The following is a 17673-nucleotide window of genomic DNA, read 5'->3' on the forward strand; positions in this document are numbered from 1 at the left end:
GTGCCGTGATCGATTCGGACGGTTTCAGACCCAACGTCGGAATCATTCTGGCCAATCACAGGGGGGAAGTCCTCTGGGCAAGGCGAATAGGGCAGGACTCCTGGCAGTTCCCTCAAGGTGGTATCAAGCACGACGAATCACCGGAAGAGGCCCTTTACAGGGAACTGGCGGAGGAAATTGGTCTCGGTACAGGCGATGTGGAAATCATCAGCTGTACCCGTGGCTGGCTGAGATACCGCCTCCCTCGCAGGATGGTGCGCCACAATTCGCACCCGGTCTGCGTGGGACAAAAACAGAAATGGTTCCTGCTGAGGATGCTTTCGCCGGATGCGCAGGTACGCGTGGACGGCACGGACTCGCCGGAATTCGACGGCTGGCAGTGGGTTAGCTACTGGTACCCGCTTGGGCAGGTCGTATCGTTTAAACGCGAGGTCTATCGACGTGCGCTGCGAGAGCTCGCGCCGCGGCTGTTTTACAACATGGAACAGTGGCGCCAGAGCGAGCCTTCCCGACGCGCGAAGGACACACAGAAATGACGGATTGAACCCGCCATGCTGAGCATACTGCGAAGTCTTGTACAAGAGGTAAACAGTGCCCGCGATTTGCAGGAGGCGCTGGATGTCATTGTTTCGCGGGTGCAGAAAGCCATGGATACCGAGGTTTGCTCGGTTTATTTGCTTGATCCAGCCACAAATCGCTACATATTAATGGCCACGGAAGGCTTGTACCAGCAAGCAGTAGGGCAGGTCAGCCTGGCTTATTCCGAGGGCCTGATTGGTCTGGTTGGCTCCCGGGAGGAGCCTATCAACCTTGAAGATGCTCCATCCCACCCCCGCTATCGTTACTTTCCTGAGACTGGCGAAGAGCGTTTCCGCTCGTTCCTGGGTGTTCCTATCATTCACCATCGCCGGGTTCTTGGTGTTCTTGTTGTTCAGCAACGGGAAAGTTCGCGCTGCTTTGACGAGGGTGAAGAAGCCTTCCTGGTTACCGTTTCGGCTCAATTGGCCGGCGTTATCGCCCACAGCGAGGCAACGGGCGCCATCAGCGGTCTTTCCCTGACCGGTGAAGAAGCGACCGATGTCAGTTTCAGTGGTGTGCCTGGTGCGCCGGGCGTTGCCATTGGCAAGGGTGTGGTGGTGTACCCTGCCGCCGACCTGGACGTAGTGCCTGAGAAGCCCACCGATGATATTGAATTGGAACTGTCGCTGTTTGATGGCGCGGTAACTGCGGTTCGGGAAGATATTGAGCGGGTGGCGGCCCGGCTCGCTTCCCAGCTTCGCCCGGAAGAGCAGGCTCTGTTCGATGTCTATTTGCGTATGCTGGGCGATGACGCAATGCCCGGTGAGGTGGGCAACCGGATCAAGGAAGGTTTCTGGGCCCAGGGCGCGCTGAAACAGGTGGTTCAGCAGTACGTTCGTCACTTTGAAATGATGGACGACCACTACCTGCAGGAGCGGGCTGTCGACATCCGGGATCTCGGCCGCCGTTTGTTGTCCCACTTGCAGGAAGGTGAGCAGAAGGACACGGTCTACCCTGAGAACACGGTCCTGGTCAGTGAAGAACTGACACCGGCCATGCTCGGGGAAGTGCCCAAAGGGCAACTGGTCGGTTTGGTGTCGGTCAAGGGCTCCAGCAACTCCCACGTTGCCATCCTGGCACGTGCCATGGGGGTGCCCACGGTCATGGGTCTGGTAGATATTCCGGTCAACCAACTGGATGGCAAGGACCTGATTGTTGATGGCTTTGAAGGGCAGATTTTTGCGTCACCCTCCACGGACCTGAGGAACTTCTACCAGGAAATCTGTGACGAGGAAGACGAGTTGGTCAAAGGGCTGGAAGCCCTGCGGGACCTGCCTTGCGAAACCACCGACAACCACCGCGTGTCGCTGCTGGTGAATACCGGTTTGATGACCGATGTGGTGCGCTCTCTGAGCCACGGTGCCGAAGGTATCGGTCTGTACCGCACCGAAGTGCCGTTCATGATCAAGGACCGGTTCCCGTCAGAACAGGAACAGCGCGAATACTACCGCGAGCAACTGGAAGCCTTTGCCCCGAATCCTGTCACCATGCGTACGCTGGACATCGGCGGCGATAAGGCGCTGACGTACTTCCCGATCCAGGAAGAGAACCCGTTTCTGGGTTGGCGCGGTATCCGGGTAACCCTGGATCATCCAGAGATATTCCTGGTTCAGGTGAGGGCGATGCTCAAGGCGAGTGAGGGCCTGAACAATCTGCAGATCATGCTGCCGATGATCAGCAATATTTCAGAAGTGGAAGAATCCCTCCACCTGATTTACCGGGTTTATCATGAGGTCAGGGAGGAAGGTTACAACATCCATATGCCCAAGGTCGGGGTAATGGTGGAGATTCCGGCGGCGGTGTATCAGATTCGCGAGTTGGCGGATCGCGTGGATTTCCTCTCTGTTGGCTCAAACGACCTGACCCAGTACCTGCTGGCGGTGGATCGCAACAACCCCAGGGTTGCGCAGCTGTACCATTCCTATCATCCCGCCGTGTTGCAGGCGCTGGTGCGCGTAGCACAGGACGCCCATGCGGTCGGCAAGCCTGTCGGTATCTGCGGTGAACTGGCGGGTGACCCTGGCGGCGCGCTGCTGTTGATGGCGATGGGTTACGATTCGCTCTCCATGAACGCGGCAAGCCTGCCCAAGGTCAAGTCGGTCATTCGCAGTGTTAGCCGCGAATGGTCGGCACAGCTACTGGAAGATGTGCTGTTGCTGGATTCGCCGCACGTTATCAAGAGTTGTGTGGATCTGGCCCTGCGCAATGCCGGATTTGGCCGCTATCTGCGCCCGGGCAAGTCCAGTGCCATTGCCCATGCCGAAAGGGCCCTTTCGTGAAGGCGTATAGCCAATTGGTCCTATATAGGGTGTGTACTCTAAAACTGGCTGCTAATGTTGAAAACAATAGCCAACCGCACCCGCATGGGGATATTGAATGACGGCAACCACAACAGCGATTAAGCCCGAACCTCGTATCGGCCTGGCCCTCGGCGGCGGTGGCCCGTTGGGAGGTATCTACGAAATCGGGGCATTGCGCGCGCTCGATGAGGCGCTGGAAGGCCTTGATTTCAATAATATTGATGTTTACGTCGGCGTGAACGCGGGCTCCTTTGTTGCGGCCAATCTGGCCAACCAGATGACCACCGCCCAGTTGTGTCGGATTTTTGTGCGCAATGAAGCGGAAGTGCACCCCTTCCATCCGGAAGTATTCTATCGCCCGGCGTTCCGGGAACTGGGCAGTCGCTTGCTGGCGGTTCCGGGTCTGGTGACGACGGCTGTGCGACGGTTCGTAAATAACCCTTATGACCAGAGCTTGCTGGAAGCGCTGACGATTCTTGCGCAGGCTGCGCCTGCGGGCCTTTTCGATAACGAAGGCCTGCACGAGTATCTGCAGCGGGCCTTTACCATGCTTGGTCGCACCAACGATTTCCGGCAGCTTAAGCGCAGTCTTTATATTGTTGCGGCGGATGTGGAAAGCACTGAGGCGGTCTGCTTTGGTGCCCCCGGTTTTGATCACGTGCCCATATCAAAAGCGATTCAGGCGAGTACCTCGTCTCCGGGCATCTATGTTCCGGTCACTATCGACGGGCGTTACTACGTGGACGGTACTCTGAGAAAGGGGTTGCATGCCTCCGTGGCGTTTGAGGACGGTGCGGATCTGGTTTTCGCGGTCAATCCACAGGTTCCCATTGATGCGAGCTCAGCTGTGCGAGCCGGTACCATGGGGCCGGGTGATCTGACCCGGTCGGGTATGCCAAACCTGCTGTCCCAGATGTTCCGCACTATGGTGTACTCCCGAATGCAATCGGGCATTGCGCAGTACACCCGGGATTACCCGGACAAGGATATTCTGCTGTTCGAGCCGACCCGCGATGATGCCAAGCTGTTCTTCTCCAATGTGTTCAGTTTCCAGTCCCGCCGGATGGTGTGTGAGCATGCCTACCAGATGACGCGGCGTGATCTGCTGAACCGTGCGGATGAGTTGGAGCCTAAACTTGCGAAGTATGGTATTCGTCTGCGTCGGGATCGACTAGAAGACGAGCAGCGCACCATCAGTACCAGCCTGTACGGTGAGATGCTGCCCCTTTATGTGGCAAAAGGCCGTAAGAAACGGGCTCAGAAAGGAAAGTTGGCAACCGGCTTTGATAATGTGTCGGAGCTGTTCAGTAAGGCCTTGTAGGGGGCGCGAAGAACGCGCGCCCCAATAGGATACGTTCGGGCCTTCCTGCCCTTGCGGGTCACAGGATATAGCGGCTCAGATCTTCGTCTTCAGCCAACTCACCCAGTTTTTCGTCCACAAACGCCGCGGTAACCTCGAAGCTGTCGGTGACCTGATCACCTGCCTCGTAAGACAGACTCTCCAGCAGTCGTTCCAGCACAGTATGCAGGCGTCTTGCACCGATATTTTCCGTGGTTTCGTTGACCTTGTAGGCGACTTCCGCAATACGGGCAATGGCCTCCTCTGTGAAGGTCAGTTTGACACCCTCGGTGCCCATCAGGGCCTCGTACTGCTGTACCAGAGAGGCATCTGGCTCCGTGAGGATGCGTTTGAAGTCATCCGGGGTCAGTGCCTGCAGCTCAACACGGATCGGCAGGCGGCCCTGTAATTCCGGGATCAGGTCAGACGGCTTCGACAGGTGAAACGCGCCGGACGCGATAAACAGGATGTGATCCGTTCGTACGGAGCCATACTTGGTGCTGACGGTGCTGCCTTCGATCAGGGGCAGTAGGTCCCGTTGCACACCTTCCCGGGAAACATCGGATGAGGTGTTCTCGGAGCGCTTGGCCACCTTGTCGATTTCGTCGATGAAGACGATGCCATTCTGCTCGACGGTCTGGATGGCTTTCTGCTTGATTTCCTCTTCATTGACCAGTTTGGCGGCTTCCTCGTCGCGAACGTGCTTCATGGCGTCAGCGACCTTCATCTTGCGGGTCTTGCGTTTATCAGAGGACATGCTCGAGAACATGTTCTGTAGCTGGCTGGTCATCTCCTCCATGCCTGGAGGTGCCATGATTTCAACGCCGGCGCCGCTGTTACGCAGGTCGATTTCGATTTCCTTGTCGTCCAGCTCGCCCTCGCGCAGTTTCTTGCGGAACAGCTGGCGGGTGGAAGAGTCTTCGGTTTTCTGGCTGTCTTCCTTGAAGTCCCGGGGTGGCGGGATCAGGGCATCCAGAATGCGTTCCTCGGCGGCGTCCATGGCGCGATGCTCGTGGCGCTTCATTTCCTTCTCGCGCAGCATCTTGATGGCCATGTCCGCCAGGTCACGGATAATGGACTCGACGTCCCGGCCCACATAGCCCACTTCGGTAAACTTGGTCGCTTCCACTTTCAGAAAGGGGGCGTCGGCCAGTTTGGCAAGACGGCGTGCGATTTCAGTTTTACCCACACCGGTGGGGCCGATCATAAGGATGTTTTTTGGTGTGATCTCTTCGCGCAGACCACTGTCCAGCTGCATCCTGCGCCAGCGGTTGCGCAGGGCGATGGCTACGGAACGCTTGGCCTCTTCCTGGCCCACGATGTGTTTGTTGAGCTCGTGGACAATCTCATGGGGGGTCATTGCAGACATGCTAGCTCCGGATCAATCGTTGGCTGAGAGCACTTCGAGGGTGCGATTGTGGTTGGTGTAGATGCAGATGTCGGCCGCGATATCCAGGCCCTTCTCCACAATCTCGTTGGCTTTCAGGTCAGTGTTTTCCAACAGGGCTCTTGCGGAAGCCTGTGCAAACGGACCGCCGGAGCCGATCGCGATCAATCCCTGTTCTGGTTCGATAACATCGCCGTTGCCGGTAATGATGAGGGATGCGGTTTTGTCGGCAACGGCCAGCAGGGCCTCCAGCCGGCGGAGAGCTCGGTCCGTTCGCCAGTCTTTGGCCAGTTCGACAGCGGCGCGGGTAAGGTTGCCCTGGTGTTTCTCGAGTTGGGCTTCAAAACGCTCGAACAGGGTGAATGCGTCGGCGGTACCACCCGCAAAACCGGCCAGCACCTTGTCGTTATAGAGCCGGCGAACCTTGCGGGCATTGCCCTTCATTACGGTATTGCCGAGGGAGACCTGGCCGTCGCCACCCATGGCAACTTCATCGTCACGCCTGACAGAGAGTATGGTAGTCATTCTGGCTCCATTTGCCTGATAGAAAACGGTATTCAGCAGTTATGGAGGCGAGGGGGCGGTTTTCAAGGGCGGGAGGAAAGAGAGTCGGGAGGGCAGCTCAGCCCTCCTTGGGAATCTTCCTGACCAGAGGCTGAATGTTGAGATTGACCAGCTTGTCGATAGCCGCATTCATCTGGCTGCGAGAGGTGAAGGGGCCTACATTGACGCGGTACCAGATGCTTCCGCTGTCGAGGTCGATGCGTTTGACCTTTGCACGGAGGCCCTGGAACGCGATTTCGGCCCGCTGCCTCTCTGCATCTTGCTGTTGTCGGAAAGAGCCCGTCTGCACCAGGTAATCAAACGTTTGCTGTCCTGGCCCAGGGGTATATTCCTCGACCTCGGGAGGAACCACCTCCGAGTCAGGAAGCATGTCGTAAAAGCGAAAGCCGGGTTTTTCTTTTGCGGCGGTTTCCGAAGGCTTCTCCTTTACCGCAGGTGGTTCGGCTGTTGTGGCTTTTTCACCCTGGCGAGGCTCGGATGTAGGAAGTGAGTTGAGATAGGCAATAAAGCCGATAAAACCACCCACGGCTGCCAGTGACAGAATCCACTTCAATGACAAGCCGCCCCGCTGTGACTTGGCCGCAGCAGGGCGTTTTGGGGACTGCTTTTGTTTACGCGCAGGCCTCGCGGATTTTGTTGATGTTGCCGGTTTGCTGGCCGTTCTTGATTTGCGGGCATAGTCTCGGGACATGGCCGGGTTAGTTCCTGTTGCGTGCCTGAATATTCAGATCATGAAGCCTGACTTGCTACATTTCGTCGGGAGCGCTCACGCCAAGCAGATCGAGACCATTGGCAATCACCTGCCGCACGGCAAGATACAGGGAAACGCGAGCGTCCCGGACAGCAGTATCCTCGATCAGAACTTTGTGGGCGTTGTAGTAGGTGTGGAACTGCCCGGCAAGATCCCTGAGATAGTGCGTCAGGTGATGTGGTTCCCGCAATTTGGCTGAACTTTCTATAAGCTCGGGGTACTTGGCCAACTGGTTAGCGAGATCCTTTTCCTCGTCGAGCGTCAGTAAGGACAGATCTCCCACGCACTCGTTCAGGCCGCGCTCAACCCCTTCCTCTTTCAGTTTTCTGAGCACACTGCAAATACGTGCATGGGCATACTGAATGTAATAGACCGGGTTTTCATTGGTCTGGGAGCGGGCCAGATCGATATCGAAAGTCAACTGGGAGTCGACTCTGCGAGCCGCAAGGAAAAAACGGGTGGCGTCGCGGCCCACTTCGTCGATCAGGTCACGGACCGTCACGTAACTGCCTGCGCGCTTGGAAATCTTCACTTCCTGCCCGGACCGGGTCACCATCACCATCTGGTGAAGCACGTAATCTGGCCAATCCTGGGGGATGTCGGCGTTCAGTGCTTGCAGGCCGGCACGAACCCGTGTGACGGTGGAGTGGTGGTCGGCACCCTGCTCATTGATAACCGTGGTGAAACCCCGTTGCCACTTGTTCAGGTGGTAGGCCACGTCCGGCAGGAAATAGGTATAGCCGCCATCCTTCTTGCGCATCACGCGGTCTTTGTCGTCGCCGAATTCGGTGGTTTTCAGCCACATGGCGCCGTCGTGTTCGTAGGTATAGCCGTTTTCCTGCAGGCGCTCGACGGTTTCCTCTACCTTGCCATCTTCGTACAGCGATGACTCGAGGAAATACACGTCGAACTCCACGCCAAAAGCTTTCAGGTCCAGGTCCTGCTCACGACGCAGGTAGGCAACCGCAAACTCCTGGATGGCTTGTTGATCGTCCGGATCGGCTTTACCGGTGACTTCCCGGTCGTCCGCGGTAACGGTTTCGCCGGCGAGATAGGCATTGGCCACATCGGTGATGTAGTCACCGCGGTAGCCATCGGCCGGCCAGTTTTCGTCGTCCGGTGTCAGCCCTTTCACCCGTGACTGCACTGAAAGCGCCAGATTGCTGATCTGCGCGCCTGCATCGTTGTAGTAAAACTCGCGGGTGACTTCGTAACCATTGGCTTCCAGCAAACGACTCAGGCAGTCGCCAATAGCCGCACCACGGCCATGGCCCACGTGCAGGGGGCCGGTGGGGTTGGCGGAGACAAACTCCACCTGGACCTTCTCGCCCTTGCCGTTGTTGTTACGACCGTACTGCCCGGCGTTGTCGAGAATGGTGTTAACCACCTCAAAGGCACTGGCCGTGCTCATGAAAAAGTTGATAAAGCCGGGGCCTGCAATCTCAACTTTCTCGACAGCGCTGCTGTCCGGCAACCGTTCCACCAATGCCTCTGCCAGCTTTCGTGGCGGGCAACCCGCCGCCTTCGATGCGACCAGAGCAATATTGCAGGCGTAGTCACCGTGAGATTTGTCCTTGGTGTTGCCTACCTGTGGTGTGAAGGTCTGATCTGCTGGCAAGGTGCCTTCAGATTGCAGGGTCGCCAGCGCAGACTGGAGCAGTTCGGATACGGTCTCTTTCATGCTGTCGGATGACTCGATATACGGAGAGTGGGTTACGGGGCGGGACGCCCTCTGAAACTGAAGAGACGTATTATCAAGGAAAGGGTGGAGGGACTCAAATATGATTGTGGCTCTGGGGCCCGGCCCAGCTTTCAGTCAAGCCTGGGCCCCAGAGTGGCTGTGTCTTCTTAATTGGTGAAGTCGTCTACCGAACAGTCCTGTGCTACGCCATATAGGCCCTCAGTGCCGCCGGGAGGCGAAATGTCGGTGTTACTGAGATCGCTAGCAAGGCATGAAAGGTAGAACCTGGATGTTTCAACACTCTCCGATCCGCCTACGCGAACAGTCGCCGTCAGTTCTATCTGTACCCAGTTACAATGGCTTTGTGGGTAGAGAAGAGAGAAGCTGGCGGAGCCATCACTGGCAGACGTGATTGATGATGAGCTAGTGGCTGCAGAGTTGGTGGGCTCAAGTTTTTCGCTCCCATTGACATCTTCGCCGGGGTCGAGCTGACCATTTTGATTTGTGTCCTCTGCCTCACAAAACTGTGGGTCTGAAGGGGACAGTACCCAGTTGTCGTCAGTTGAGACGGCATATGATCCTTTCCGATAACCAACCGGCAGCGCACTCAATTCGATGTTGGCGTTTTCGACCGGTGCACCATTGGCATCTGTCACGATTGCAACATATTCTTTCACGTATCGAACGGAGTCAGGCTCTTCAATTTCATTGCCGGTGCCGATAGCCAGTCGAAGTGCTTGCCGGGCTACTGTCAGTGTTACAGTATCTGAAATAGATCCATCCACTACAGCTTCAATTTCTACGCCATCTCTACCGCTGGTGTTTGATCCTGCGGTATAGATTGTGGAAGCACGGCCCTGAGAGTCAGTTACGTCGAGGCTAGAGCTTAGGTTGCCCCCGCTTCCGTCTTCAAGGATGCGGAAGCTGATTTCCTGATTTTTTACCAAGTTGTTAGATGCATCGCGAATTACAGCGATAATCTCGCTGGTTTCCCCCAGATCAAGCTGGGTTTTCGATGCTTGAAGATTTATCGAGTCCGGCGTGTTGGCGATAAATTCAAATGAAAGGTCAGCAGAAAGGCCGGAGTTTGGGTCTGTTGCCGTTACGGTAGTCGTCCCAGAGTTGGTTGAGGTAATGCCAATGCTCGCCTCTCCACCGCTGGTGGTTACAAGGCCAGTTGGTGGGTTGAGAGTGCCTCGTGTGGCGGAGAACTGTACTTGAGTTCCGTCAGCTACAGGATTTCCATCTACCTGCCATTCAATTGTGACTTGTTGCTCAACTCCTAGGTCTACTTCGGTAGCCGTATCGGGGGCCGTGAATGCGAAGCTGTCTCCCGCAATGACCACATTCTGCGTAGCAGAAACCTGACTGCTACCGCTATAGGCTGAGGCTGTAATGGTTGCAGTGCCTCCGGTGTTGCCGCCGGACAGTTGCACGTCAACTGAGCCATTGCTGGAGGATGTCAGGTTGGATGCAGACAGGGTGCCCCGATTGGTTGAAAGGGCTATCGGTTGTCCAGAAATGCCGCTGCCATCTGCGTCTGCTAGCGTCACTCTGTAATTGGCTGAGCCGCCGAGAGAAATAGACGAGGGACCTGAGATTGAAATCGAAGTGCCCGATATTTCGACGTTGAGTGATCGGGAGACGCTTCCTGCCTGCGCGGTCACAGTCACTGTTCTGTTTCTTGGGTCACTGTCGGTCGTTAGGGTTGCGGATGCGACGCCAGCCTGATCGGTGATTTGTTGGGTTACCTCCAGAGTTCCGCCGTTATTAGCACTGAAACTCACTGGAACATCCTGCAGAAGAATGCCGTTCGAGTCTTTGATTCGCGCGGTAATGCTTGAGCTGGCGTTGGTGGATGTGTCCAGACGAACCGGGTTGGCTATGAGTTCAACGGTGCCGACATCAGCATCCTCTGAAGGTGTCGTGGGGTCGCCGCTTCCGCCGCTTCCATCAGGTGAGCCGGCGAGCGGGCTAGAATTATCGTCGCCACCGCAGGCCGTCAATATTAGCGCTAAAAATATAGCGCACGCACGTGCAAGGAGTTTCCCTGACATTATCATTTTCTCCAGTTCCCGTTACAGCAAAGGCCAGTTCGAAGCACATTCCCTGCTTGAAATGCGCAAGTTTAAGTATTTTCACAAGTTTGATTATTAGTTTGCTGAAAATCATAGCACAGGATGCGTCTATGCAATGTTGATCGGTATTCATTTTTGAAAAACTTTGTAATCTGATGCGTGGCTTCAGTAAAGGGGAGGTGAGTAAGTTAACCGGTTTCCTGCGGGTCTACGTCAATGGCCCATTTTAGTCCGGCTGGAAGCCGGCTCTGGTCCAGCGTTTCACACAGAACGCCGAGCGTGTGGTTGAGGTACTTTCGATTACTGCAAAGCAGAACCAGTTGAGCTCTAAGGCGATCAGCGCGGCGAGCAATCAGCGCGGGCAGGGGGCCCCAGATCTCTATCTGCTGGTAGCGGGCTTGTTGTTTTATGGTGTCCAGTAACTGCAGGCTTTTTTCCATCGTCTCAGCCTCTGCCCTGAAAATCGCCATTGCACGAAAGGGGGGGAGTTGCCCCGTTTCGCGTTCCGTGAGCAGTTGATCGGCAACGGGGAGATAGTGCCCCTCGGCCAGGGAGTGCAGCAGGGGGTGGTCGCTATGGCAAGTCTGAACCAGTACCTCGCCAGACTTTTTCCCTCGGCCGGCCCGTCCGCTCACTTGCAGTAGGGTCTGGATCAGCTGTTCCGGAGCCCGGAAGTCCACGCTGAACAGTCCGCCATCGGCATTGACGACAATCACCAGCGTCACGTTCGGGAAGTCATGGCCTTTGGCCAGCATTTGTGTACCAACCAAGATGCAAGGGCGCCCACTGTTTACTTTTTCGAGGATGCCCTGGATGCTGCCTTTGCGCTGGGTGCTATCCCGGTCGACCCGCACAACAGGCGTGTCTGGGAACTGTGAGGTTAGAATGTCCTCGGTGCGTTCAGTGCCCTGGCCGACGGGCTTGAACGCCTCGCCGTCACATTTGGGGCAGTGGTCTGTTGCGGCGGTCTGGAAGTCGCAGTGGTGGCAGCGCATGGCCCGGTCGCGGCGGTGGTAAGTCAAGCGTGTGTCGCAGTGGGGGCACTCCACCATATGGCCGCAGTCGAAACACATCATGACCGGAGCGAATCCTCTCCGATTCACGAATACCAACGCCTGTTGCCCATTGCTGAGGCATTTCTCGATGGCTTGCAGGGCAGGGCGGGAAAGGCCACCTTCCAAGGGGCGGCTGCGGATATCCAGCAATTTGATGGTTGGGGGTCTGGCGTTTCCGGCCCTTTCTTCGAGTCGGATCAGGGCGTATTTGCCAGACAGGGCATTGTGGTATGACTCCATGGAGGGTGTCGCCGAGCCGAGGATGACGGGGCAATTGTTCAGGTGGGCGCGATAGACCGCGGTGTCCCTGCCGGAATAGCGGAACCCTTCCCCCTGTTTATAGGAGCTGTCGTGTTCCTCATCCACGACGATGGTTTTCAGATCGGTAAAGGGGAGCAATACCGCTGAGCGAGTGCCGATCAGGATGACCGGCTCGCCATTGCGGATTCTCAGCCAGGTCGAGAGCCGCTCGCTGTCTTTTAGAGCCGAGTGCCATACTGCGATACGTGGTCCGAAATAGAACTGGAAGCGGGCTACGGTCTGCGGTGTCAGATTGATCTCAGGTACCAGGACGAGCGCCTGGTGCCGGTCGTCCAGGTGAGTCTTCAGGTAATGAAGGTAGAGCTCGGTCTTCCCGCTGCCTGTAATGCCAAATAGGAGCGCTGTCGCGAAACCGTTGTCTGGCGATGGAAGTTGGTTGGCGGCTTCTTGTTGGGCTGGAGACAGCACGGGGATACGATTCCGGGTTTCCTCTGTTACGCCATCTGGGGTGGGTGGCGTGATCTCGCGGATCAGTTCTTTTTCCTGAAGGCTTCGGATTTGCGACTGCGTGAAACCGGCCCGCACAATCTGCTTGCTGCCTGCGCCGCCGGGTTGGCGGTTTAGCCACGCCAGCAGTTCTCTCTGTCGTGTTGCGTTGCCGGGCAGCAGCGCAGGATCGCCGCAGGCTTGCCAGTAGGGATCGGCATTCTCCACGGCAGGTCTGCCGCGACGGAGCGCTGGTGGTAGTGCGGTAAAAAGGCACTCTCCTAGTGGGTGCTGATAGTAATCAGATGCCCAGCTAAGAAGGCGAAAGGTTTCCGGGGGCAGTGCTGGCCACGCCTCGGCAGCGGACCGGACGGGTTTAAGGGTGATGCCCTCCGGTGGTTTTGCGTCTGTTTCGACCACCAGCCCGGTAGCCGATTGACGTCCGAAGGGGACCGTTACACGCTGGCCTGGTTGCAGTGCAATGTGATCTGGCACCAGATAATCGAACAGCCGCCGGATAGGGCGGTTCAATGCTATACGCGCAGTTCGGGGCACATGTGGCTCCATGGCGATGAAGGTGTCACGGTATCTGCCTATCCTTTTAAGGAGCTGAAAACCGGCGTGTCCCGTGTCGGGCGGGATGATATGACGGTCCGGGGCTTGCCTGATACCGCATTTGCAAGTAAGATTCGCGGTCTGTTTCCGGCAGGGCATGATTGTGCCCCGTCTTCTCAATTGATTCAAACATGCGGTGCCCGACACCCGGATTGCTATGAAAACCAGGCAGTCCCGTGATCTGGTAGCGGCATGACCGATAGAGGTTCGCCATGAAAGAAGGTATTCACCCCAAGTATGCCGAGATTACCGCTACCTGTTCCTGCGGTAATGTTCTCAAGACACGTTCCACGTTCACTCAGGACCTGACTCTGGATGTATGCTCCCAGTGTCACCCGTTCTACACAGGCAAGCAAAAAGTGATGGATACCGGTGGCCGTATCGACCGTTTCCAGAAGCGTTTCGGTGGTCGCATCGGTGGCAAGAAAGCCTGATTCGAATGTTGATAATGAAAAAAGCGCCTTGCGAGGCGCTTTTTTTGTATCTGCAGGCTCGTCCTGAAGGGCGCGTCTGATGCGAATGTATACGCAAAAAGCCGTATTGACTGATTAGCGAGTGGTCAAACTGGCCTTGTCTGATGCAGTCCTTCGCGCCATAATGTCGCGCTCCGCTGGGCAAGGCCCGGTGGCTTATTACCTCTTAAACGTGACAAACGGAACAGTGGCAATGTCTCAAGATCTGAAAGAAGCAGCCCTTGAATACCACGCCAAGCCGCGGCCTGGTAAGCTGAGTGTGGAAATCACCAAGCCCACCAAGACCTCCCGCGACCTTTCGCTGGCGTACAGCCCCGGGGTTGCCGAGCCGGTCCGCGAGATCGCTAAGGACCCCGAGAACGCATACAAATATACCGCCAAGGGTAACCTGGTAGCCGTGATTTCAGACGGCACTGCAATCCTCGGTCTGGGTAACCTCGGTCCGCTGGCGAGCAAGCCGGTTATGGAAGGCAAAGGCGTACTGTTCAAGCGCTTTGCTGGAATTGATGTGTTCGATATCGAAGTCAATTCCGAAAGCCCCCAGGCATTCATTGAAACGGTCGAGCGTATTGCTGATACCTTCGGCGGTATCAATCTTGAGGACATTAAGGCCCCTGAGTGCTTTGAAATCGAACGCGCGCTGATCGAAAAGTGCAGTGTACCCATCTTCCATGATGACCAGCATGGCACCGCGATCGTAACAGCTGCGGGCATGATCAATGCCCTGGAGTTGCAGGGTAAGAAAATCGATGAAGCCAAAGTGGTTTGCCTCGGAGCTGGCGCAGCGGCTATCGCTTGCATGAAGCTGCTGATCAGCTGTGGCGTTCGGTCCGAAAACATCTACATGCTGGACCGCAAGGGTGTGATTCATTCCGGTCGCGATGACCTGAACCAGTACAAGGCAATGTTTGCCAACGAGACCGACAAGCGTACGCTTGATGACGCTATGGACGGTGCCGATGTATTTCTTGGTCTGTCCGGCCCGGATCTGTTGAGTGCTGAGCAGCTAAAACTCATGGCGCCGAATCCGATTGTGTTCGCCTGTTCCAATCCGGATCCTGAGATCAGTCCTGAAGTGGCATTGGCTACTCGTGATGATCTGATCATGGCTACGGGCCGCTCGGACTACCCGAACCAGGTGAACAACGTGCTTGGCTTCCCGTTCATTTTCCGTGGTGCTCTGGACGTGAGGGCGACCGCGATCAACGAAGAAATGAAAGTGGCGGCGGTTCATGCGATTCGCGAGTTGGCGAAAGAGCCGGTTCCGCAGGAAATCTGTGAAGCCTATGACGTTGCAAGTTTCGAGTTTGGGCGGGAGTACATCATTCCCAAGCCGATGGACGTGCGCCTGCTGGAAGTTGTTCCGGCGGCAGTCGCACGCGCGGCGGTTGACTCAGGCGTTGCTCGTAACGGCTACCCGGCCCATTATCCACTGAAATCGATGGACGATATCATCTGATATAGCCCAATCGAGTTTCGGAAACAAAAAAACCGGCGATTGTTGAATCGCCGGTTTTTTTGTCGGTGGAATTCCCCGTCCAGCTTGCTGGTGTCAGAAGATCTGTCTCGACAGGTCATCGCTGCTGCCATTGTTACTGCCACCCGATGAATCATCTTGTGGGTCAAGTGGTGGCGGGGCATCTTCCTCGCGGAATATTTCGAACATGGCGCCTTCTTGTCCCGGTCTTGCACGCCGGCCTGTTTCAGGGTCGATGCGGATGTTAACGATGCCATTGGGTCTCGCCATCAATGACGATGGCTCGCCATTTAGTGCCACTTTCATGTAATCAAGCCAGACGGGCAGGGCAGTGCTGGCGCCGAACTCTCGGCGGCCAAGAGGTTGTGGTTGATCAAAGCCAACCCATACTGTGGTGGCTACGTCATGGTTGAAGCCGCCGAACCAGGTGTCTCTCTGTTCATTGGTGGTGCCGGTTTTGCCGCTGATGTCATCCCGTCCCAGGGCCTGAGCGCGTCGGCCGGTGCCTCGTCTGATTACATCCCGCATCATGGAATGCAGGATGTATACCGAGCGTTCATCGGCCAGACGCCTGGCAATGCGAACTTCTTTCTCGTCGTCGGAGTTGTTCTCCTGTTTCTCTGTGCAGTTTTCATCGCAGAGTTTGACGTCCGGTGCTTCGAAGATTGTTTCGTTGTTGATGTCCGAAATCTGGCTGATGAGGTAGGGCTCGACATCGTAGCCGCCGTTGGCGATTACTGCGAACCCTCGGGCCAGGTCCATTGGTGTCAGAAGTCCGCTGCCCAATGAGAGTGACAGGTCTTTTTGCATGTCTTCCGTGGGGATCTGAAGCTGCTCAAGGTAGTCTATGGTGTTCTGGATGCCCAGGTCCCGAAGCAAGCGTACTGACACCAGGTTGCGGGACCGGTACAGGGCTTCTCTCAGGCGAGTAGGGCCGTAAAACTGTCCTGATGAGTTCTGGGGGCGCCATGTGGTCTCCAGTTCGGAGTCGTCAAACACTATAGGTGCATCGTTGTAGATGGTTGCGGGTGTCATGCCGCTTTCAAGCGCACTCAGGTACAGGAATGGCTTGAAGGTTGAGCCTGGCTGCCTTCTCGCCTGGGTGGCGCGATTGTATTTGTTCTGGCTGAAGCTGTATCCGCCGGCGAGTGCTTCAATGGCGCCGGTTTTTGCGTCAAGGGAGATTAGTGCGCCCTGCACCTCGGGTACCTGGGAGAGGGCAACGCGCCTGACGTCGGCGATATCCAGGGCTTGCTGTTCATCGCTTTGCTCCTGGGTGTCAGATTCATTTGGCTGCTCTGGGGTCATCACCACCATGGGCTTTACATAAACGATGTCACCCACAGTGACCACGTCAGATGGCTTTTCTGGTTCGGGCCCGGTCAGGTTTTCGGTTTTGTATCGTTTGGCCCAGGTCATTGTGGAGAATGCCATTACGGACTCGCCAAGCTGGCGGGCGTAAAGATCAACTTCGCTGTCTTTGTCTCTTACCCGGGTTACAACTGCAGGCACGAGTTCGGCTACGCGGGGGTAATTCGCCATCAGGTTGCCGAGGTTGTCCGGTTTCAGCTGATCTTCATCCACCTGTCCAATGGGGCCGCGAAAGCCATGCCGCCGGTCATACGCTTCCAGTCCGGCCCTGAGTGCCCTGGTCGCCTCCTGCTGTTTCTCGCTCTCGACAGTCAGTCTGACTTCGTAGCCGTCGGTGTAGGCGGCATCGCCAAACCGCCGGACCAGCTCAGCCCGGGCCATTTCCGCAACGTGGTCCGCATCAACTTCAGTGGACGGTGCGTTAAAACTTGCAGTCAGCGGAGCGTTGGTCGCCAGTTCATAGGCATCGTTGGTGATGTATTGAAGGTCGCGCATGCGACCGAGTATCCAGTCACGACGGATCTGTGCCCGTTCGGGGTTTGCCAGGGGATTATAGGCTGAGGGAGCTTTTGGTAGCCCGGCAAGCATGGCCATTTCTGCCAGAGAAAGCTCGGTCACGGGTTTGTCGTAATAAACCTGGGCGGCGGCGGCAATGCCGTAAGCTCGATTGCCCAGGTAAATTTTGTTGAGATAGAGCTCCATGATGCGGTTTTTGTCCAGTTCACGCTCGATCTGAAGAGCCAGAAGTATCTCGTTGAACTTGCGAATAAACGTCCGATCGCGTGACAAAAAGTAATTTTTTGCAACCTGCATTGTGATGGTACTGCCGCCGGACTGGATCTCGCCGGTGGAGACCAGTTCGATGGCAGCCCGCATCAGGCCTTTAAAGTCGACCCCGAAGTGTTCGTAAAAACGGGCGTCCTCCGCTGCCATAAAGGCATGTAACTGAATTGTAGGGATCTGTTCTATTGTGACCGGTGCCCTTCTCTTTTCACCGAATTCTGCTATTAATTTGTCGTCTGCGCTGTAGACCCTCAATGGGGTCTGCAACTTGATGTCCAGGAGTTGCTCAACAGGAGGCAATCCGGGGCGGAGATATAGGTAAAATCCTGACGCCACGATTGTGGCGAGACTGAGTCCAGTGAGAAAGAGCCATGCAAACAGGCGAGATGTACGCAACAAATGAGACATTTTTTTCTGACAACTGTTGGATATAGGTCTATCATTTGAGAAATTGCTTTAGGAAGGGCTAGCCG

Annotated in this window: 12 protein-coding genes; 5 read left to right on the forward strand and 7 right to left on the reverse strand. The window is 56.2% G+C overall.

Annotation, left to right across the window (positions count from 1 at the left end; translation table 11 throughout):
- The first annotated feature begins 5 nt into the window (after positions 1-5).
- The 3 genes from AAGD24_RS04725 (at position 6) to AAGD24_RS04735 (ending at position 4200) form a co-directional block, all read left to right on the forward strand.
- On the forward strand, positions 6-536 hold the full coding sequence (locus tag AAGD24_RS04725) for an RNA pyrophosphohydrolase (RefSeq protein ID WP_036203550.1): 531 nt from the start codon (positions 6-8) through the stop codon (positions 534-536).
- A 15-nt stretch (positions 537-551) separates the two neighbouring features.
- Positions 552-2858 carry a phosphoenolpyruvate--protein phosphotransferase gene (gene ptsP / locus AAGD24_RS04730; RefSeq protein WP_199480858.1) on the forward strand — a complete coding sequence of 769 codons (2307 nt, stop codon included), beginning with the start codon at positions 552-554 and terminating at the stop codon, positions 2856-2858.
- Between the two features lie 97 nt (positions 2859-2955).
- Complete coding sequence (locus AAGD24_RS04735; protein WP_136633764.1) at positions 2956-4200, forward strand: patatin-like phospholipase family protein; 1245 nt, start codon at positions 2956-2958, stop codon at positions 4198-4200.
- 58 nt (positions 4201-4258) lie between these two features.
- Here the strand turns inward: AAGD24_RS04735 and hslU are convergent, their stop codons facing one another.
- The 6 genes from hslU to AAGD24_RS04765 form a co-directional block, all read right to left on the reverse strand.
- The gene (gene hslU / locus AAGD24_RS04740; RefSeq protein WP_228210927.1) at positions 4259-5587 is read right to left on the reverse strand and encodes an ATP-dependent protease ATPase subunit HslU; all 1329 of its coding nucleotides are present in this window, start codon (positions 5585-5587) and stop codon (positions 4259-4261) included.
- A gap of 12 nt (positions 5588-5599) precedes the next feature.
- Complete coding sequence (gene hslV / locus AAGD24_RS04745; RefSeq protein WP_007154624.1) at positions 5600-6130, reverse strand: ATP-dependent protease subunit HslV; 531 nt, start codon at positions 6128-6130, stop codon at positions 5600-5602.
- A gap of 97 nt (positions 6131-6227) precedes the next feature.
- On the reverse strand, positions 6228-6860 hold the full coding sequence (locus AAGD24_RS04750) for an SPOR domain-containing protein (RefSeq protein ID WP_228210926.1): 633 nt from the start codon (positions 6858-6860) through the stop codon (positions 6228-6230).
- Positions 6861-6915: 55 nt separating this feature from the next.
- Positions 6916-8601, reverse strand: a complete 1686-nt coding sequence (gene argS / locus AAGD24_RS04755) for an arginine--tRNA ligase (RefSeq protein ID WP_136633767.1) — start codon at positions 8599-8601, stop codon at positions 6916-6918.
- 167 nt (positions 8602-8768) lie between these two features.
- A complete protein-coding gene (locus tag AAGD24_RS04760; protein ID WP_157665621.1) occupies positions 8769-10658 on the reverse strand; it encodes an Ig-like domain-containing protein in 1890 nt (629 codons plus the stop codon).
- 209 nt (positions 10659-10867) lie between these two features.
- A complete protein-coding gene (locus tag AAGD24_RS04765; RefSeq protein ID WP_199480809.1) occupies positions 10868-13048 on the reverse strand; it encodes a primosomal protein N' in 2181 nt (726 codons plus the stop codon).
- Between the two features lie 260 nt (positions 13049-13308).
- On the opposite strand from AAGD24_RS04765, the gene rpmE reads away from it, so the two are divergent.
- Together rpmE and AAGD24_RS04775 are read left to right on the forward strand one after the other, a co-directional pair.
- A complete protein-coding gene (gene rpmE / locus AAGD24_RS04770; RefSeq protein WP_007154619.1) occupies positions 13309-13530 on the forward strand; it encodes a 50S ribosomal protein L31 in 222 nt (73 codons plus the stop codon).
- 232 nt (positions 13531-13762) lie between these two features.
- Positions 13763-15028, forward strand: coding sequence for a malic enzyme-like NAD(P)-binding protein (locus AAGD24_RS04775; protein ID WP_036203569.1), 1266 nt, complete (start codon positions 13763-13765; stop codon positions 15026-15028).
- 93 nt (positions 15029-15121) lie between these two features.
- Here the strand turns inward: AAGD24_RS04775 and AAGD24_RS04780 are convergent, their stop codons facing one another.
- On the reverse strand, positions 15122-17608 hold the full coding sequence (locus AAGD24_RS04780) for a penicillin-binding protein 1A (RefSeq protein ID WP_036203572.1): 2487 nt from the start codon (positions 17606-17608) through the stop codon (positions 15122-15124).
- Between the last annotated feature and the right edge of the window lie 65 nt (positions 17609-17673).

Source organism: Marinobacter sp. M5B, assembly GCF_042604615.1.
In the GTDB taxonomy this organism is placed as follows: Bacteria; Pseudomonadota; Gammaproteobacteria; order Pseudomonadales; family Oleiphilaceae; genus Marinobacter; species Marinobacter salarius.